This is a genomic window from Luteolibacter pohnpeiensis (assembly GCF_016595435.1).
Taxonomy (GTDB): domain Bacteria; phylum Verrucomicrobiota; class Verrucomicrobiia; order Verrucomicrobiales; family Akkermansiaceae; genus Luteolibacter; species Luteolibacter pohnpeiensis.
Genome location: NZ_JAENIJ010000016.1, coordinates 60,559 through 79,367 on the forward strand (window position 1 = coordinate 60,559; position 18,809 = coordinate 79,367).

Here is an 18,809-nt window from a genome sequence, read left to right on the forward strand (position 1 = left end):
GCAGAAGATCCCTAATCTCGGACCGTTCAAATGACCGGGGGAGCTGTCAGTGAAAATGACGGATTGGTGATCGCGATGCTGATTGCCATGGCCTTGAGCTGTGGTGTGGTCTTGATGCTGATTTTTACGATTGTTTGGAATGTCCGGCGTCGGGATGACGAAGTGGATGAGTTGCTTGAAGAGATCCGCGCGACCGAAGAAGTTGAGCAACCGGTGGTTGCCAATCAGGAGCCGACCGAACGACGGGAACCCTGGGAACGTCCCGCGGATTGGTGGAAGTGACGCCTGAGCTTGGCGGACGCGGGGATTGATGTAGTATCGGCGTGACCCGGATATTTTACCACCGCGGTTCATGCTAAAAACGCCATGCACATACCCACCCTGATTGCCCGGAAACGTGAAGGAGAAGAGCTGACCTCGGATGAAATCCGTGAGCTGATTGCTGGCTACGCCAAAGATGAAGTGCCGGATTATCAAATGTCCGCCTTTGCGATGGCAGTTTTTTTCAAGGGGATGACCCCACGGGAAGTCGCCGCGTTAACTCGGGCGATGATGGATAGCGGTGATTGTTTCCAATACCCGGCGGATCGCCCAACGGTGGTCGACAAACACTCCACTGGCGGAATCGGCGACAAGGTTTCTTTGATACTCGCGCCATTGGTCGCCTGTGCCGGCTGCTGGGTCCCCATGGTTTCCGGTCGCGGCCTTGGCATCACAGGCGGAACTCTGGATAAATTGGAATCGATCCCAGGCTTCAATGTCCGGGTCGAAATGGACGAAGCGGTAAAACAATTGCAGCAGATGAATGTGGTCATGATGGGGCAAACCGAGCGGTTTTGCCCTGCCGACAAGCGCTTGTATTCGCTGCGAGATGTCACCGGCACCGTGCCATCGATTCCTTTGATCACGGCATCGATCATGTCGAAAAAACTCGCCGAATCGCTGGATCGCTTGGTTCTGGATGTGAAATACGGCACCGGCGCGTTCATGCAGACCCAAAGCGATGCGGAAGCGCTCGCCGCCAGCATGACGGCTGTAGGCCAACAAATGGGCGTCGAGGTTTTCACCATTCTCAACCCGATGAGTGAGCCTACCGGCCGGACGGTGGGCAATGCCTTGGAAGTCATCGAAGCCCTGGAATGCCTGGAGGGTGGGGGACCTGCGGATTTGCGTGATATCGTCTTGGAATTGTCGATGCCGATTAGCGGAAAATCCCGAGCCGAATTGGAAACGCTTCTCGACGGGGGAAAACCGCGTGAGCTTTTTGATCGAATTGTGATCGCTCAAGGCGGAGATCCCGCCGATTTGAAGAAACTCGGTGAAATTCACCGCGCTCCGCTGATCCGTGAGGTGCTCGCACCTACGGCTGGCATCGTCGAAGCGGTCGATGCGGGCCTGGTAGGCCAAGCTTCGCTGCAATTGGGAGCTGGGCGGGCCAAATCGAACGATGGGGTGGATTTCTCCGTCGGATTTGACCAATTGATCAAATCAGGCGAATCCGTGACGTCCGGTACTCCGCTTTGCCGCATTCATGCCCGGAATCAGGCCGATTTTGAAATGGCGGAAGCGATGATTTTGAAGGCAATCCGGGTCGCAAATTGAGGAAATTTCAAAGGAATGAAGATTCATTGAATTTCCCGGTTGCCAAAACGGAAAGGTGCTGTCTATTTTTCGCCCGCCGCAGGCGAAAGCCTCCCAAAAGCCTCATGGTGTAATGGTAACACTCCGGATTTTGATTCCGTCATTCTAGGTTCGAGTCCTAGTGAGGCTACTTTACCAAACGAGTTCAGGAACAACCCCGATCTCCATTGGAAGTAGCAAGTCACTGTTTAAGCAAACACACGGTGGCAATCATGAACGAAGCAGACTGTTTCGTTTCAGCTGTCAGCAGTTCTCCAATTGATCTGCATGATTTTTGATCCGTTCGCATTTGCGTGCATGAATGTTGAGGATTATTTAGGCTGACCGCACTCTCGTTAAGTAATGACTCTGAAAACATCCGATTGGCTTTCCTCACGACATCCGGTGCTTGAATGTCTTGGCACCTGCGTGGCTGGCCTTCTTTACGCGGTGGCGCTCAAATACTTTGTATTTCCATCGAAGATCATTCTAACAGGATTCGAGGGACTGGCTGCAGCTACAGCTTATTACTTTGAGAAAAATTCTCTGTTCCTGTGGCTTTACGGAATTTCACAGCTGATCCTGATTGTTTTCGCCTTCTTCAAAATCAGTCGCGGATTTGCGCTACGCACCATGCTGACCGTCTCGACGGTATTGTTAGGTTTGGCCTTTCTGCCATTTTTGGAATTCGCGGATCCGGGATCCAGCAATGAACGCATCCTTCTCGTATTGTTCGGGGGCATTCTCGCAGGGTTGGCAAAAGCCGTTTCTCTGCGCCTCCGGGGATCCACAGGAGATGAGGATATCTTGGCAGCGTGGTTCGCCATGAGATACTTGAAGCCGGTTGGCACGATTGCTGTCGGCGCGGCTGCCGTATCCACCATTTATGGCCTAATCCTGGAATTTTTGAAAAGCGGTAGCATTGAACCTGTGGTCAACACTCTGATGTATACCAGCATCTATATCTTCGCTTCAGCAGAGACACTGAATAACTTTTTCCGAAAATTCAAATTGGTGTTGCTGACGGTTTTCGGCAATGACCCAAAACGTTTGGGCAATGCCATTACAGCTGCCGCTCCGCATCGCACTTATACCATTCATCAAGCAACAGGAGGATTCAGTTCGGATTCGGTGCATTTGATCCGAACCGTGATCACTCACGAAGAGTTACCTGAAATTCTGGATGGCATCCAAAAAGCCTGCCCGGATGCATTTTGGTTCCATCATGACATTGAAGGGATTTCCAGGAGATATTATATCAAGCCGATTGGTTGAATCCGGGGGCAGGGGGTTACGGAGCCGTAAAATTATCTGCCCTTTGATTGTTGTCTGGAGTGATGTCTGCGGTCCGGGCGTTTACGGAGAGTGAGGAAACAACCTGGAACGAAGTGCCGGATGGAATGGAGGAAAGATTGATGGGAATGGAGGAGGTGTGGCTGTCTCCAACAACAAGTGTGGTGATGGTGGACTGACGATTTCCGCCAGGAAGACTCACATCTAACAAAGTGTTGATCAGTGCCTGGGTACCACGATTTTGAATCGTAACCTGAAGAACCTGGCCTTGCTGAGTGGTGACGATCCGTTGATCCGTGATCGCAACGTCCACAATGCCCGGAGTTGATCGATTGATGATGCGCCGGATATCCACAATGCCGTATCCATATTCGGAATCCGGTCCAGGAATCCCGGCATCATCGGCATAATTGGTAAGCAGTGACAACGCCTCAGTTGCTGAGACTTTTTTTCCGGATCCATCTGACATGATGGCGGCCAAAATACCGGTTACCACCGGGGCACTTGCGGAGGTTCCACTGAACTGCACATATTTGCCACCTGGCCAGGCTGTATTGATGAAATATCCGGGGGCCGTGATATAGAGGTAGCTACCGAAATTGGAGAAGTTGAGATGTTCACCTCTGCCATCGACTGCGCCGACGCTAACGACTCCTTGATAGGCTGCAGGATAAGCTGCATTGTCTTGCCCATCGTTACCGGCGGCAGCCACAATCAGGATGCCGCTATTTTGAACCATGGCCGTCGCTTCCTGAATCAAACTACTATCTTCGTAGGAGCCAAGTGACAGGTTGATCAGATCTGCTCCCGCATCGATCGCAGCTAACATTCCAGCGGCTAAGGAAAATGAGTCCGTGATGCCTTGTTCGCCACTTACGCGAATGGAAATCAAATCAACAGCTGGTGCGATCCCGGAAGCCTGTCGCTCTCTACCTGCAATAATCGAAGCTACGGCCGTGCCGTGTCCATTGGTGTCATCGGGGTTATCTGGTGGCTCGATGATGTTGGATATCGCTGCAAGCGGTGGCAAAGTGGAGTGGGGGACAATCCCGGTGTCTAACACCGCCACTTTGACGCCAGCTCCCCAGCTCGAATGGTCGCCGGTGATGCCCAGCCAAGACAAGAGTTCAGCACCAAATCCAACTGCCCCTGGCTCTAAATCACTGGATGGAAACGGTCGGTCTGGAACCCTCGAAAGCGCACTGCGCGTGGTGATGTTCTCGTTTTCTAACAGCTCCTGAAGATCCGCTAGATCCGTGTAGGAAATGCGGATCGCATGCAAGGGATCCAGTCTCTGTTCCAGAGTGACTTTGCTTTGTGAAAGTGCAGCCAGGAAGCCCCCATATGAATCCGCCGAGGGAAAATGCAGGATCGCCTCATTTGGATTGGCACTAGCGAGCATTTCGACGGTGGTGCCATCGTCAAATTGATCACGTTGGTTGGAACGAAATGAGTGAGGAGGGGTGTAGCGATTGGTTTGCCCGGATGGTTTGCGTGGATCTGAGGAATGATCGGATTTCGCCAGCTTGTCGGGAAACAATGCATTCTTCAGATCAACGACCAGCCACCAACCGAGGCAGGCGCATAAAATCACAAAGATGACAGAGATAAGAATGCTGGTTTTTCTGCGCATGGGGAACTTTTGGGCCAATGTGAATTTCCAGGCATTTGCTCCAGAGACTCATGCCATTAACCGCAATATGGCCTAAAAGTTGCCACAGTTCCAGTTCATTGAATTGAAATTCAGACCCAGTGAACAGGCTCTACACTGCAATGCGCATCCGCAGATGCTTGAAAGGTAGTCACAAGTCGGGAACCCAACACCTGTGACTGCCTTTCTGACAAAACCAGAATATTCGAATCATGATTTGTCCCATGATTCATGAAACCCGATTTCCGGATTCCATAAGCACAGCCATTACGATGGCTCGGCTTGGATGAAATGAACGATATCCTTGCGGGCTTTCGTCAGATCTGGCGGGTTCAAGTAGAACATGTGTCCGCCGTCGTAATGGGTAAACGTGATGTGCCCGCGCAGGCTTTTTGGAAGATCCATCATTTGGTGAATCGAGTATTCCATGCCCGATGGCGGCGTTGCCAAATCCGTGTATCCGCCCATCACCAGCACGCGCAGATAAGGGTTTTCTTTGAGTGCTCCGGACAGCTCGTCGCTCATGTTTACATAGCCGTTGCTGGCGTTCCATTTCCACGGTTGAACTTCACCGGTCAGGATTTCATAAGGCTGATCTTCCTTCCAACCCAAGTCGCTCCCAAGGTAATTCAGCATGGCGGTTGCAAAAGGGCCATAGGCCACTGAGTAAGAAGCATCACCACGAGGAAATTGCGAGGTTGCATCGCCGCTGTCCCAAGCCACCCGGCCATCGAATCGACCAATGGCTTTGCCTTCCTTGCGCAACAATTCAGTCCGGAAAAGAGATGAACTGACCCGCAAATCGTGATCGCGCCAGAATTGGGCATCAATCCCGGTGTATTTCTCGAGTTTTTCAGAAACGCTCTTCAATTCCTCATCAGAAATCGCAGTTCCTTTGATCAAGGCTGCTGCGTATTCACCAAAGGCAAAATCACGGCATTCCGCTACCAACGAGTCGCGATCTCCCTGGATTTTTTTGAAGTGATGAGCAACGCCGGTGAAAGATGGCAGGAAGACTTCGTAAGCCAAATTGTTGCCTTGGCTGGATTGCAAGGTGCGGAAATCCATCAAGGTGGACAGCATGATCACACCATTGAGGCTCATGCCGTAACGCGATTGAAGATGTTCCGAAAGTCCGGCAGCACGGATGCCGCCGTAGGATTCTCCAAGCAGATACTTGGGTGAATCCCAACGATCATGTTCGGTGACCCAGCGCCGGATGAAATCGCCAACCGAGCGAATGTCGCCATCCACACCGTGGAAATCAGATGCATTCACGTCCTTGCCAGCGCGGCTGTAACCAGTGGATACGGGATCGATGAAGACAATATCCGCCACATCCAGAAGTGAATTGGGATTTTCGATCATCCGCGCAGGCGGTGGCGGCGGCATCGTGCCATCGCCAGGAAATTCGACTTTGCGTGGACCAAATGCACCGATGTGCAGCCAAACGGCGGATGATCCAGGACCGCCATTGAATGCAAAAATCACAGGACGTTTGCTGGAGTCCTGAATATCCGTGCGCTCATAGCTCACGTGGAAAATGTAGGCGGAAGGATCGCCGTCTTTTTTCTGCAATTCCAGTTTACCGGTCGTCGCTTTGTAAGGAATTCGTTTGCCGTCAATTGTCACGGCATTTTCCGTAACCACAGGATCGCGCGATTCTTTCGATTCCGATTTTTTCGAATCATCTGACTTCGGCTTGTCTTTAGGCGGACTCGGCTGTGCGAAAACAGCCATGCTAGTCATGAGTAGCAGGGAAAGAACTGGCTTCATGGCGCGGCATGTTAGCCACCGAACCAGTCTTGTCGAGGGACGGTTTGGTTATGATAACTGAGAATTGTTACTTGTTACAATATATGTAATACGGAATCGAAGATCCAGACGGCTGGGTCCATGGACCAGAGCTTCCTGCCTACCCGACTGCTAGGACGGGTTTTTTCTATCGAACTCGATCGGCTGGATTACTTGCCTTGCAGCTTTGCGACGATGTCAGCTCCGACATCAAACGTGCCGGTGCCGAATGGTTTCACTTCTCCGTTCTCGGAAACTTGATATTCGAACGCTTTGATCGGCTGGACGCCTTGGACCTGTGAAAAAAGATAAACCCGGATGGTCATCGCTTCATGGCCTGTGCCACCGTCCAGTTTGGTAATCGCATATTGGATCTCGTTCAGACCGTCCAAGGCTCCGCCAATGACAATCTCTGCTTCTTTGGCATTGGCGAATCGATGCTGGCTGATTTTGTTCACCAAAAGCTTCACCTCACGTCCCGGGCAAAAAACGTAGACTTTCGCGATGTATTTGGCGGGCTGCGCAAATATCGGAGTTGGCGGAACCACGCCGGATGGTTGTGCTTCTGGCGTTTCCTCAAGATATTTCACATTCCCAGCTGCGAGCTCTTTCCTGACATCCGGCAAGGCTGTTAGATTGACGAAATCCGCCCGATCGTAAAGCCAACCTGTGGGCTCCTGGATGAATGAGAGCACCAAAAGATTGTCGGTCGGATCTCCGCCGACTCCAAAATCGATTTTGCCGAAATAGGATGCCTTTGCGGTGCGGCCATTCTGCTTTGCTTCCAGAAACTTGAGTCCGGCGATGGTTGGCGGCGGTGTGGGTAGCTCAAAAACTGCTGCCGGGAACGGGCGCTTTTCGGAGACGATCCGGTTCCTTACCTCGGCCCTTCGGTAGGTTGCGGTGAAGCGCGACCAATCCCGTGAGTCCTTCTTAATGATGGACTCACGCCAAGCACTGTAGGTCTTTTCCAACACCGGCCGGAGTTCATTCTGCGCCTGGCTCACGATGGCAAGCAACATGCTGGTTGCAAAAATCAGTCGAATCATACGCCAAAAGATTGGACAATTGGGCCCATCTCACAACAAACAAATCGCTGCCCGTTCGCAAGGTGGAGCGGGTCGTTTCTTTCCATGAGTAGTATTTTGCAAAAAGTGGCGCCAATCGGCGAGGCGCGTGAGCGTGAGATGCTGAAGGATTCCGCTTCCTACATTTATCATCAAACTCCTGATGGTGACGTTCTTGCCCATGTTTTCCTGCCTCAGCAGCCGTCCGAAAAACCGGCTCCTGTCGTGGTTTTTTTCCATGGCGGTTTCTGGGATAGTTCGATGCCCACTCAGTTTGTCCCCCACTGCCTTCATTTTGCCAGCCGCGGTGCGATCGCTGTTGCTGCAGAAACCCGGACTGCCTCGAAAAATGGCACGGGAGCGATGGAGGCCATCGAGGATGCACGTGAGTTGATCCGCTGGTTGCGCAACAATGCGGATACCTTGAATTTGGATCCGGACCGCATTGCTGTCGGCGGTTCTGCAGGTGGTGCCCTACTCGCTTTGCTTACGGCGATGCCGAAGCCTAAAAATTTGCCACCAGTCGATGGCGTTGATTGTCGGCCACAGGCACTGATTTTGTTCAGCGCTTTGGTCAATACTTCGCCTCGCGGCCAAGGATCCGATCGCTTTCCCAATGCCAAACTGGCGAAAGCGAACAGCCCGATGTCTCTGGTGAGAGGCAAACTGCCGCCGATGGTGTTCTTCCACGGCAAATCGGACCGCATCACTCCGTTTGAAGATGTTGAGAGGTTCTGCCGCAAATTGAGATGGCGGCGAAATAAGTGCAAACTCATTGATTTTGAGAAGTCTGACCACAGTTTTTTTAATTTTAACGTAAGCCATACTCACTTCGAGCTAACGGTGAGAGCGGCCGATGATTTCCTGGTCGATTGCGGTTTTCTGGAGCCGGATCAGGAGCATCACGACACCTTTGCGTGAGCTGACGCGGGCAGAAATCGCGTGCTGATTTTTGCGAGTTTGAGAGGGCGCAGCGTCTATTTTGGGCGCAGCGTTTCATTCACTCAGACTGTCCGGGCACAATTCCTGCTTGGCAGCGTAGTTGGCCTGCCGTTTATTGTCCTTCCCCGCAGGTCGGTTCACCCAAAACAGGTCCCGCGGATCACTGACGATCAAAATCTTCCTGATGAACCCATTCTACCATTCAAGCACCCCGCTGGTCCCCGGTTCCTTGCACCGGCTATCCGAAGAACATGACAACTGCGGTATGGGCGCAATCGCCCACTTGAAAGGTAAACGCAGTTACGAGATTCTCGATCACGCGCTGACGTCAGTTTGCTGCATGACTCACCGCGGTGCGGTCGATGCAGACATGAAAACGGGCGACGGATCCGGTGTTCTCACCCAGATCCCCTACCCACTTTTCAAAAAAGCTCTGGCGAAGCTCGGGCACGATTTGGAAAACGAGGCGGATCTCGCTGTCGGAGTTTTCTTTATCCCTCTCGATCATGAAGCGGCGGACCAAGAAATCAAAACCATCACCGCAGAGGTAATCGCAAAACGTGGCATCTCGCTGCTGGGATGGCGCGAGGTTCCCGTAGATGTGGATGCTCTCGGTAAAATCGCCATAGCCAGCCGCCCGCACATTCAGCATTTGCTGATGCTGAAGCCTGCCGGGATGGAAGCACTCGCCTACGAGCGCCAGCTCTACCTCTGCCGCCGGGAAATCGAGCAACGCACCAAGCACATTCACGGTTTTTACATGCCGTCGTTCTCAAGCCGATTGATTTCCTACAAAGCGCTGGCGATGCCTGCTGCGTTGCGGAATTTCTACCTGGATCTCCAAGACCCGGACTATCAGATCGCGATTTCCCTCTATCACCAACGTTTCTCCACCAACACCTTCCCGGCGTGGCCGCTCGGACAACCGTTCCGGATGATGTGCCACAATGGCGAAATCAACACGGTCGAGGGCAACCGGAACTGGATGACTTCCCGCGAGGAATTCTTCGCCTCACCGGTTTGGGGAGATGATATCGAATGGGTGAAAAATCTGATTCGCCACGGTGAATCGGACTCGGCATCGCTCGATCACGCGCTGGAGCTGCTGATTTTGTCCGGCCGCTCCCCGGAGCACGCGATGTGCATGCTGGTTCCTCCGGCTTATCGCAACGATGAGGATATTTCCAACGACCTGCGCGCCTTCTATCAATACAATCGCTCCTTCTCCGAGCCATGGGATGGCCCGGCTGGATTGGTGTTCACTGACGGCACAAAGATCTGCGCTTCGCTCGATCGAAATGGCCTGCGCCCTTCACGGTTCAAGGTCACCAGCGACGATATTCTCTACATCGGCTCCGAAGCCGGAGCGGTGATTTTTGAAGATTCCAAGGTCACCCGCAAAGGTCGTCTTGGCCCTGGTCAGATGCTCTCTGTCGATACTTCGACCGGAGAATTCCGCAACGACAAGCAGATCAAGGAAGCGCTTGCTCGCCAGAAGCCATATCGCCGTTGGATCGATGAAAACCGGCTTGAGCTCCGCAAGTTCGTCTCGCCCTCCGCTCACGCTCCGGATCTCGATTTTGCTCCGGTTGATCTTTCACGCCAACAAGTCGCGCACGGCATTTCGTTGGAAGAGCTCGACATGGTCTTTCCGCCAATGATCAAAGGCGCGCAGGAAGCGGTCTTTTCGATGGGAGATGACATCCCGCTGGCAATTCTTTCGAGCTATCCCCGTTTGCTTTACACCTACTTCAAGCAGCTCTTCGCGCAGGTGACCAATCCACCGATCGATCCGATCCGTGAATGGGCAGTGATGTCGCTCGGCGCGGGTCTTGGCCCGGAGCGGAACTTGCTCGACGAAACCGCGCGTCACTGTGCCACGGTGAGCTTGGAAAGCGCGATCCTGTTCGAGCACGAGCTGGAAAAGATCAAGCACCTTGGAGATCACGGCTACCACGCCCGGATTCTGGACTGCACCTGGTCCGCCGCCGATGGTGCTGCGGGTCTCAAGAAGCGTCTCGATGAGCTTTGTGCTGAAGCAGAAGCGGGCGTGCAGGAAAAGTGCAGCATCCTGATTTTGACTGATCGCGGGGCATCCGCTGAACGCGTGCCCATTCCGACGCTGCTCAGCATCGGCACCATTCACCACCACCTCAATCGCATTCGCAAGCGGATGCGCGCTTCCTTGGTTGTTGAAACCGGTGAAGCACGCGACGTTCACCAGATCGCGTGCTGCTTCGGGTTCGGCGCTACCGCCGTTTGCCCGTATCTCGGCTATGCGACGGTTCGCCAGCTTGTGGCCGCTGACAAAGGTAAGGGCAAGCTCGGTGAAATCACCGTCGAAAAGGCGATGACCAACTACCGCAAGGCGCTTGAGAAAGGACTGCTCAAGATCATGTCGAAGCGCGGCATCTCGGTGCTCAACTCCTATCAAGGGGCGCAGACCTTCGAAGCCATCGGTATCGGCAATGAAGTGGTCGATTTCTCGTTCACGGGCGTTTCGTCCAAAATCGGCGGAATTGGTTTCAGTGAAATCGCTGAAGAGTCGATCATCCGTCATCGTGCCGCATTCGAGTCTGAGATTCCAGAAGGTGAAACGCTCAATCTCGGCGACCCAGGCTACAATCGCTACCGCAAAGCCGGAGAGCGCCACGCATTCAGCACGGAAGTGATCAAAAACTTCCACACCTACGTCAAAACCGGCCGTGCCGAGGATTACGAGGAATATGTTCGTGTCTCATTGGAAACCAATCCGGTAGCCATCAAGGACTTGATCGAATTTGTGCCGGCGTCCAGCGGTCCGATTCCGATCGATGAAGTAGAAAGCATCGAGTCGATCCGCACCCGTTTCACCACCGCTGCGATGTCGCTCGGCGCGCTCTCACCCGAGGCTCACGAGACCCTGGCAATCGCAATGAACCGGATCGGTGCAAAGTCTGATTCTGGCGAAGGCGGCGAGGATCCAGTCCGATACAGCCCGTATCCGAACGGAGATTCCGCACGTTCTTACATCAAGCAGATCGCATCGGGACGATTCGGCGTTTCCGCTTACTATCTGGTCAATGCCGATGAGCTAGAAATCAAAATGGCGCAGGGTGCAAAGCCTGGCGAAGGCGGTCAGCTGCCCGGTCACAAGGTCAATGCCTTGATTGCCCGTCTGCGCAACACGCAGCCTGGAGTGCAGCTCATTTCCCCTCCTCCACACCATGACATTTACTCAATCGAGGATTTGGCCCAGCTGATCCACGATTTGAAAGAGGTCAATCCTCGGGCCCGCATCACGGTAAAACTCGTCGCCGAATCCGGTGTGGGAACTGTCGCCGCAGGGGTTGCCAAGGCATCAGCAGATAACATCCTGATTTCCGGTCACGATGGCGGAACCGGGGCTTCCCCGCTTTCTTCGACCAAGCACGCAGGTTCGCCATGGGAGCTCGGCCTGGCCGAAGCGCAGCAAACGCTGTTGATCAACAACCTCCGCAACCGCGTGACCGTCCGGACTGACGGCGGTATCCGGAACGGTCGGGACGTTGTAATCGCGGCGATCCTCGGCGCGGAGCAATTCAACTTCGGAACCACGGCCATGATCGCCATGGGTTGCGTTTACGTCCGCAAGTGCCACTTGAACACCTGTCCGGTCGGCATTGCTACCACCGATCCAAAGTTCCGTGCGAAATTCAAAGGCACCCCGGAAATGGTCATTAACTATTTCAATGGTGTCGCTGGAGAAGCACGTGAATGGATGGCCAAGCTCGGTGTCCGGACGATGGATGAACTGATCGGTTGCCCGCAATATTTGCGCCAGCGTGAGATTCCTGATCATCCGAAGGCCAACACTTTGGATCTGAGCTCACTTCTCAAGGACGTTGTACCGGATTTGGCAGCCCAAACGGGACAGGAAATCGCCGCGATCTCCCGCAAGCGGACTCAGGAACGCAACGATGGCTTGGCGAAATCGGCCTTGGATCTCGAAATTCTGGCCGATTTGGTGGAGAAACTCACTGGTAATCCGCTGGAGACCCTTCCCGAGTATGGCCAAGGATCGGTTACCACCGATCTGCTGGACGCGATTCGCCTGCTTCCGGATCGCCCACCGGTGGTGCTCAATTACAAAGTCGTCAACACCGACCGAAATATCGGCACCCGCCTTTCTGGACGCATCGCAGAGGTTCACGGTGACAACGGCCTGCCTGCAGAAACCATTCACATCATTTGCACGGGATCAGCCGGACAATCGTTTGGATGCTTCTTGGTTGGCGGCGTGAAGTTGGAACTCTTCGGTGAAGCAAACGACTACGTCGGCAAAGGCATGTCAGCTGGTGAGATCGTTCTTCGTGTCACGGCGGATGCCAACTTTGAAGCAGGTTCCAACGCCATCTGCGGTAACACCTGTCTCTACGGTGCTACCGGTGGCCGCCTGCTCGCCAATGGTCGTGCAGGTGAACGTTTTGCCGTCCGGAATTCTGGAGCGGTTGCGGTGGTGGAAGGAGTCGGCGATCACGGTTGCGAATACATGACCAACGGCACCGTCGCGATCCTTGGCAAGACCGGTAAAAACTTCGGCGCCGGCATGTCTGGCGGCACCGCTTACGTCTACGATGTCGATGGGAAGTTCTTCTCTCGCGTCAATACGGAGATGGTTGTGGCCTTGCCAATTCGCCGTCCACAGGACATCGCGGAAGTGAAAGGTCTCATCGAACTCCACGCTGAGCGCACCGGTAGCAACCAAGCCAAATCGTTGCTCGCCAATTGGGAGGAAACCACGCGCAAGCTGGTCCGTGTCATCGCACGCGAGCGCGCGGATCTCGAAGCGGCAGAGGAAAAACACGAATCTGCATCCACTCCCGTTTCCGCCAGCTAAACTCTGATTCTGTAAATTCCGCAGATCCGATGTGAGGCAGATCGCTAGATCGCCATACCTCCTCCGGACTGCGGAATTTTTTGGCAAAGAACCACTCGTTGAGGTCGCTTCCTTTTTAGGAGTCGTTGTGCCGCGATTCGGCAAAGTTTCCACTTTGCCCAGCGGCGCTACTCATCCAACTTATCGCTGCCCATGTCAGAAACGACGCCTGCCGTAGAAATCACCCACTTGGTGAAGGACTTCAAAACGTCCTTCCGCCGACAACTTTTGCGGGCGGTCGATGACGTCTCGATTCGAATCATGCCCGGGGAGGTCTATGGTCTGATTGGGCCGAATGGTTCCGGTAAATCCACCACGATGAAGGCCTTGCTGGGATTGGTCTCTCCAACATCTGGTAACTGCGCGATATTCGGCAAAGATTCCGCCAAAGTGGATTCGCGACAAGATGTGGGCTTCCTTCCGGAAAATCCCTATTTCTACAAGCACCTGAGTGGCGCCGAAACGATCCGGTTTTACGGAAAACTCTGCGGGCTGCGCGGCAAATTTCTGGAAGATCGTGTGAGCGAACTACTGGAACTGGTGGATCTGAACAGCGCGCGCGATCGCAGAATCGGCGGCTATTCCAAAGGCATGTTGCAGCGCATCGGTCTGGCTCAGGCCCTGGTGCAGGAACCACGTCTCGTTATTTTGGACGAACCCACTGCCGGAGTCGATCCCGTCGGTTCACGACAAATTCGCGATTTGATTTTCAAACTTCGGGAACGAGGAATCACCGTTTTCCTTTGTTCTCACCTCTTGGAGCAGGTGCAGGAAGTTTGCGATCAAGTGGGCATTATTTTCCGCGGAAAAATGGTGAAGGAAGGCAGGCTTGAGGATCTGATCGCGATTGAAGACCAGACCGAAATCGTGCTCCAGGACGCCGACCCTGAATTGGTCAAATCGATCACCGCGCAGGTCGATGCTTCTGCAACAACCCAGCTCGTCCGGGTTGGCAAGCCACGGACGACTTTGGAGCGCTTGTTCCTCCGCGAAACTCAAAAGGACAAACGATGAAGGGCTATCAATCATCCCACCTCTACCGCATCAGTGTGATTGCTCGTCACACCTTCACCCAGTTGGTGCGCATGAAAGTATTCTACTTTCTCGCAGTGTTTGCGGTGATCGCATTGGCGAGCAATTTCTTTGATCTGCCACAGCACGAAACTCCTGAATCCCTTGGGATCAATGTTCTGCGTTCGATCAAAAGCTGGTCGATTGGGACCATGACGCTCTTCTCCGTGGTGCTATCTGTGGTCGCGACCGCATTGCTCCTGCCGAAGGACGTTGAGGACCGAACGCTCTACACGGTTCTCGCCAAGCCGGTGCCGCGTTTCGATTATCTGGCCGGGAAACTGGGCGGGGTTTTGCTGCTGATTTTCAGTTCACTCGTATTGATGGACATTCTGATGACCGCCGTTCTGCATGTTCGGTCAGGGATCGTCATGAACCAGCAAATGGAATTGGCTACGGCGCAGGGCTGGCCACAGGATGCGATCAACGCAATGCTCAACGACACCGTCGCCCAAGGGGTGACCTGGTCCCTGCAAGGCGCGGTCATTGCGATCTTTATCCGGTCGGCGATAATCGCGTCGATTGCGTTGCTCGTCTCGACTTTCTCGACCAGCACCTTGTTTACGACGATCGTCAGTTTTCTCATCTATTTCATCGGCAACTTTCAGGCCGATGCATTGGACGCTTTTTTGAAGACCAGCGAAACGTTGCAAAAAGTGGTCACTGGCTTGGTTTCGTTGATCCTGCCGAACTTCCAATTGTTCAATGTGATCGATGCGGTCATTGAAGGGCAAATCATGCCGCTGATGGTGCTGGTAAAACTGGTGCTATTAGGCCTGTTTTACGCTGGCTTCTATACCCTGGCCTCCTGGTTCATCTTTTCGGATAAGGAATTTTGAGTGGCATGAAACGCAGCAGGAAAATTGCGATATTTTGTGCGGCTTTGCTCGTGATGGGGGCGATACGCATGCCCTTGGAAATTGCGCTCACCCGTGAGTTGCGCTCCGCTAATTTGTTACCCCCTGAACTCAACATCGGCACCCGGGAGCGCATCGGCCAAACCAGCTCAGCCGTCGCTTTAGGTGGTTTGCGCACCCTGGTTGCGACCTTTTTGAATCTGAAGGCCTACAACTACTTCATGGATATGCGCTGGGATGATTTGGGCGAAACCTTCAATACCATCGTCGACCTCGCACCCCGCACCGGATATTACTGGGACGTTGGCTCGTGGCATCTCGCCTACAACGCGGCATCCTACTACATTGAGAGCGATAACCTGCCTCCCGTCATGCGGAAGAATGAATGGCGGAATAACATTCTCAAAGGAAGGGCATTTCTGGAGCGTGGCATCCGCAATAACCCCAACGACTGGAAGTTGAAATCCAGACTGGGCCAGATGCTTGCGGACTCCAACAAGATCGGTGCATTCCCAGATGAAGCTGAAGCCTATGCGACATCAGCGGCCGCTTACAAAGCCGCGTCAGAAATTGAGCACTCCCCTCTGTTCATGCGTCGGGCGGAGCTTTACTCACTGGCACGGGTTCCAGGCCGCGAAGCTGAAGCTTTGAGCCTGGCCAAGGATCTTAATGAGCACACCAAGGTTCATCCGCCCACCTTGCGCTGTTTGCTCTTTGTTCTGCAAATGCATGAAAATCCCAAGCGGGATGCGCGCGAGCTCGCTGTGCAAATTTTCAAAGATCCAAAAACCGCCTATCAGATGCTTTCGGTTCACTGGCAGAGAACCGACGATCGTTTCCCTCAGGATGGCGTTGCCTCCGCTCTGGTCGCGCTGGAGGCTGAATTGCAGATTCCTGAAGAAAAAAGTGTTTTCAACATTCCGCAACCCAGACGGATGGGGCCGAAAGATTGGTTTCAAAAATAGTATCCGGGTTTCCACTCGACACCCCTGCTCCAGCAGACAAGATTTCCTTTCAGCCACTCGTCTATTTTCTCCATGCGGATTGCATTATTCGGTGATATTCACGCCAACCTCGAAGCCCTTCAGGCAGTCCTAGCGGATGCCGCGACTCAGGGAGTCCATGAGTATGTTTGTATGGGGGACGTCGTCGGATATAATGCCGATCCCGCAGCCTGCCTGGAAAAAGTCCGTGAAATGGGCTGTCCTACGATCAAAGGAAATCATGACGAAGATGCCTCTGGCGATCACACGCTGGATACGATGAATCCCGTTGCTGCTGCGGCCTTGGAATGGACACGCAGCCAACTCAATCCAGAGCAACGTCAGTGGCTGCGCCGTCTGAGAATGGTCCGCCAGGTGCACGACTTTACCGTTGTTCACAGCACACTCGACCAACCGGCCAATTGGAACTACGTGACCAATCGGTTCGATGCCATGTCGAATTTTTCCTATCAGTTCACCCGCCTCTGCTTTCACGGTCACACCCATGTTCCGCGGGTTTATGTAAAAACCGACAAGGTGACCGAAGTTCCCGCGGATTCGATCGCGATCGAAGATGACGTGAAATACTTCATCAATGTCGGTTCAGTCGGTCAGCCACGCGATGGCGACTGGCGCGCCAGCTATGCGATCTTTGACACGGAACAACAGATCGTCAGTTTCCGGCGCATCGAATATGACATTGCGGAGACCCAACGGAAAATTCTCGCGGCGGGCCTGCCGGAAATGTTGGCGGAACGCTTGTCCGAAGGGCGTTAACGCGCTTGGAAAGGCCTGAAAACGGCGCTTGCCTTTTTAGGGCCGATGATTATGAAATGCGATTGTTGGCCCGGCAAGTACGCGGGTTGGCCCACTTCATTTGATCCTTCACGCCATGGTGTCAGGGAGTGTTGATAAGCAATGGCGCGATTAGAATCGAAGAAAATGGACATATATGTGGGCAATCTGCCCTACTCCGCGACCGAAGAAGACGTTACTGGTCTCTTTGCCGAATTCGGCCCTGTTGAACGGGTCAAAATCATCACCGATCGGGAAACCGGCAGATCAAAAGGATTTGCGTTTGTTACCCTGGGTGACCAAAGCCAGTTGAATGCGTCGATCGAAGCGCTGAATGGATACGATTATCAGGGCCGCGCACTTCGCGTGAATGCTTCTGAGCCAAAAGAATCCAAGCCAGGCGGATATCGTGGTGGCGGCGGCGGTGGTTACGGCGGTGAGCGCCGTGGCGGCGGCGGTTACGGCGGCGAGCGTCGTGGCGGCGGCGGTGGTGGCTACGACCGTGGCGAGCGCCGTGGCGGCTATGACCGTGGTGATCGCGACCGTGATCGCGATCGTCGTGGCGGCGGCTACAAAGGCGGCGGCGGTTGGGATTAATTCCTATCTTCGCGAATGATTTAACAGACGTCTGCTTCGTTAAACCGGAGCAGACGTTTTTTGTTATCCATGAACGATCGAGATAAGCGGAATTTTAGTCCTGATAACAACGCACCACGCGTGGAGCGATGCCGGTAAAGATTTCCCAGACAATCATCCCCGCTTTTTTGGAAACTTCGGTAACCGATAAATTTGCGCCGAACATCTCCACCTCATCACCTTCTGCAATTTCATCCGCCCCGGTGACATCAATCATGGTTTGATCCATGGTGACGCGCCCAATGATCGGGAAACGCTGCCCTTTAATCCAAACTTCAGCGTCTTTACCGGATACCTGACGAGGGTAACCATCGCCATAGCCGATGCCAACCGTTGCGACTCGTGTCGGCCGGCTCGTCACAAATTCCCGGCCATAGGAAACCCCGTGTCCTGGAGGCAGTGTGCGGATCAGAGTGATTCGCGATTTCAGGGTTAATACGTTCGAGAGTTTTTCTTGGAAGGCTGGCAGTGGAGAAATGCCATAAAGCATGAGTCCAGGCCGCACGAGATTGCAAACCTCGCCTTCGTAGCCGAGCAAGCCGGCACTGTTTGCCAAATGCCGGATCTTGAATTGATCGATCCCTCCGAGCTTTTCAATAGACTCACGGAACACGGCGAATTGCCTTTTTGTGAATGCTTCATCCTCATCGGCAGACGGGAGGTGCGAACCGAGACCTTCGATTTCCAGATTCTCAAGACTTTGAAGTTTCGGCAAAAGTTCCGGCAGCTCATCGATCAGAAAGCCACCCCGCCCCATTCCTGTATCCAGCGCAAGGTGGACCCGGAATCGGACTCCACGTTGTTTCGCGATCCGATCGAAATCCTGAGCTTCGACCATGGACGAAAGGCAGGGAGTGAAATCCCGCGTCACGATTTCGTCCCGCTCGGCTGCCCAGGTTGCTCCCAAGAGATAGATCCGGGTCTTTACCCCTGCAGCTTGGATGCGCCGTCCCTCACCCACATTGGCGACGCCAAAAAATAAAATTCCTGCATGCTCCAGCCCTTTGGAAATTTGCTCCAATCCGTGTCCATAAGCGTCAGCCTTGACCACCGCCATCACGTCGACAGGACCTGATTGCCTGGCCACTTCAAGATTTCGGCGCATGGCTGCCAAATCAATCTCCGCCCATGCACGCGGCGGCGAAACTGGAAAATCGTTGCTCACGCGCCCAACCTAACTGTCCCTAATCCTTCAGCAAGAAT

The 18,809-nt window shown here is 53.7% G+C and carries 14 protein-coding genes and 1 tRNA gene; 11 read left to right on the forward strand and 4 right to left on the reverse strand.

The features are described 5' to 3' along the window. Positions 1–30: 30 nt before the first annotated feature. From JIN85_RS11265 to JIN85_RS11280, 4 genes are all read left to right on the forward strand, one after another. Complete coding sequence (locus JIN85_RS11265; RefSeq protein WP_200270697.1) at positions 31–282, forward strand: hypothetical protein; 252 nt, start codon at positions 31–33, stop codon at positions 280–282. 84 nt (positions 283–366) lie between these two features. Continuing rightward, on the forward strand, positions 367–1,602 hold the full coding sequence (locus tag JIN85_RS11270) for a thymidine phosphorylase (protein WP_200270699.1): 1,236 nt from the start codon (positions 367–369) through the stop codon (positions 1,600–1,602). Between the two features lie 98 nt (positions 1,603–1,700). Then, positions 1,701–1,771: transfer RNA gene (locus JIN85_RS11275), tRNA-Gln, on the forward strand. Between the two features lie 212 nt (positions 1,772–1,983). Then, positions 1,984–2,895 carry a YitT family protein gene (locus tag JIN85_RS11280; protein WP_200270701.1) on the forward strand — a complete coding sequence of 304 codons (912 nt, stop codon included), beginning with the start codon at positions 1,984–1,986 and terminating at the stop codon, positions 2,893–2,895. A gap of 16 nt (positions 2,896–2,911) precedes the next feature. Here JIN85_RS11280 and JIN85_RS11285 read toward each other — a convergent pair whose 3' ends face one another. The 3 genes from JIN85_RS11285 to JIN85_RS11295 form a co-directional block, all read right to left on the reverse strand. After that, positions 2,912–4,546, reverse strand: a complete 1,635-nt coding sequence (locus JIN85_RS11285; protein WP_200270703.1) for a S8 family peptidase — start codon at positions 4,544–4,546, stop codon at positions 2,912–2,914. A gap of 285 nt (positions 4,547–4,831) precedes the next feature. Further along, complete coding sequence (locus tag JIN85_RS11290) at positions 4,832–6,340, reverse strand: S10 family peptidase (protein WP_200270705.1); 1,509 nt, start codon at positions 6,338–6,340, stop codon at positions 4,832–4,834. Between the two features lie 188 nt (positions 6,341–6,528). Then, positions 6,529–7,407 (reverse strand): hypothetical protein, encoded by an 879-nt coding sequence (locus JIN85_RS11295; protein WP_200270707.1) that lies wholly within the window; start codon positions 7,405–7,407, stop codon positions 6,529–6,531. 84 nt (positions 7,408–7,491) lie between these two features. Between JIN85_RS11295 and JIN85_RS11300 the strand changes: the two genes are divergently transcribed. The 7 genes from JIN85_RS11300 (at position 7,492) to JIN85_RS11330 (ending at position 17,567) form a co-directional block, all read left to right on the forward strand. Next, positions 7,492–8,346 carry an alpha/beta hydrolase gene (locus JIN85_RS11300; RefSeq protein ID WP_200270709.1) on the forward strand — a complete coding sequence of 285 codons (855 nt, stop codon included), beginning with the start codon at positions 7,492–7,494 and terminating at the stop codon, positions 8,344–8,346. Between the two features lie 205 nt (positions 8,347–8,551). Further along, a complete protein-coding gene (gene gltB, locus JIN85_RS11305; RefSeq protein ID WP_200270711.1) occupies positions 8,552–13,225 on the forward strand; it encodes a glutamate synthase large subunit in 4,674 nt (1,557 codons plus the stop codon). Positions 13,226–13,417: 192 nt separating this feature from the next. Next, positions 13,418–14,278: an ABC transporter ATP-binding protein gene (locus JIN85_RS11310; RefSeq protein ID WP_200270713.1), complete on the forward strand. Its 861-nt coding sequence runs from the start codon at positions 13,418–13,420 to the stop codon at positions 14,276–14,278. Next, positions 14,275–15,174: an ABC transporter permease gene (locus tag JIN85_RS11315; RefSeq protein ID WP_200270715.1), complete on the forward strand. Its 900-nt coding sequence runs from the start codon at positions 14,275–14,277 to the stop codon at positions 15,172–15,174. Before JIN85_RS11310 ends, JIN85_RS11315 begins: the two co-directional genes overlap by 4 nt. Positions 15,175–15,179: 5 nt before the next feature. Continuing rightward, on the forward strand, positions 15,180–16,157 hold the full coding sequence (locus JIN85_RS11320; RefSeq protein ID WP_200270717.1) for a hypothetical protein: 978 nt from the start codon (positions 15,180–15,182) through the stop codon (positions 16,155–16,157). A 72-nt stretch (positions 16,158–16,229) separates the two neighbouring features. Then, positions 16,230–16,952, forward strand: a complete 723-nt coding sequence (locus tag JIN85_RS11325; protein WP_200270719.1) for a metallophosphoesterase family protein — start codon at positions 16,230–16,232, stop codon at positions 16,950–16,952. A gap of 165 nt (positions 16,953–17,117) precedes the next feature. Beyond that, positions 17,118–17,567, forward strand: a complete 450-nt coding sequence (locus JIN85_RS11330) for an RNA recognition motif domain-containing protein (RefSeq protein ID WP_200270721.1) — start codon at positions 17,118–17,120, stop codon at positions 17,565–17,567. A gap of 94 nt (positions 17,568–17,661) precedes the next feature. Here the strand turns inward: JIN85_RS11330 and alr are convergent, their stop codons facing one another. Then, positions 17,662–18,771, reverse strand: coding sequence for an alanine racemase (alr, locus tag JIN85_RS11335; protein ID WP_325109137.1), 1,110 nt, complete (start codon positions 18,769–18,771; stop codon positions 17,662–17,664). Positions 18,772–18,809: the final 38 nt, after the last annotated feature.

Excerpts from the sequence above, each read along its gene's own strand:
- JIN85_RS11310 (WP_200270713.1), top strand. The coding sequence starts at position 13,418 with ATGTCAGAAACGACGCCTGCCGTAGAAATCACCCACTTGGTGAAGGAC.
- JIN85_RS11265 (WP_200270697.1), top strand. The coding sequence starts at position 31 with ATGACCGGGGGAGCTGTCAGTGAAAATGACGGATTGGTGATCGCGATG.
- JIN85_RS11295 (WP_200270707.1), bottom strand. The coding sequence starts at position 7,407 with ATGATTCGACTGATTTTTGCAACCAGCATGTTGCTTGCCATCGTGAGC.
- JIN85_RS11325 (WP_200270719.1), top strand. The coding sequence starts at position 16,230 with ATGCGGATTGCATTATTCGGTGATATTCACGCCAACCTCGAAGCCCTT.
- JIN85_RS11320 (WP_200270717.1), top strand. The coding sequence starts at position 15,180 with ATGAAACGCAGCAGGAAAATTGCGATATTTTGTGCGGCTTTGCTCGTG.
- JIN85_RS11330 (WP_200270721.1), top strand. The coding sequence starts at position 17,118 with ATGGACATATATGTGGGCAATCTGCCCTACTCCGCGACCGAAGAAGAC.
- JIN85_RS11300 (WP_200270709.1), top strand. The coding sequence starts at position 7,492 with ATGAGTAGTATTTTGCAAAAAGTGGCGCCAATCGGCGAGGCGCGTGAG.
- JIN85_RS11290 (WP_200270705.1), bottom strand. The coding sequence starts at position 6,340 with ATGAAGCCAGTTCTTTCCCTGCTACTCATGACTAGCATGGCTGTTTTC.
- JIN85_RS11270 (WP_200270699.1), top strand. The coding sequence starts at position 367 with ATGCACATACCCACCCTGATTGCCCGGAAACGTGAAGGAGAAGAGCTG.
- JIN85_RS11280 (WP_200270701.1), top strand. The coding sequence starts at position 1,984 with ATGACTCTGAAAACATCCGATTGGCTTTCCTCACGACATCCGGTGCTT.
- JIN85_RS11315 (WP_200270715.1), top strand. The coding sequence starts at position 14,275 with ATGAAGGGCTATCAATCATCCCACCTCTACCGCATCAGTGTGATTGCT.
- JIN85_RS11285 (WP_200270703.1), bottom strand. The coding sequence starts at position 4,546 with ATGCGCAGAAAAACCAGCATTCTTATCTCTGTCATCTTTGTGATTTTA.
- gltB (WP_200270711.1), top strand. The coding sequence starts at position 8,552 with ATGAACCCATTCTACCATTCAAGCACCCCGCTGGTCCCCGGTTCCTTG.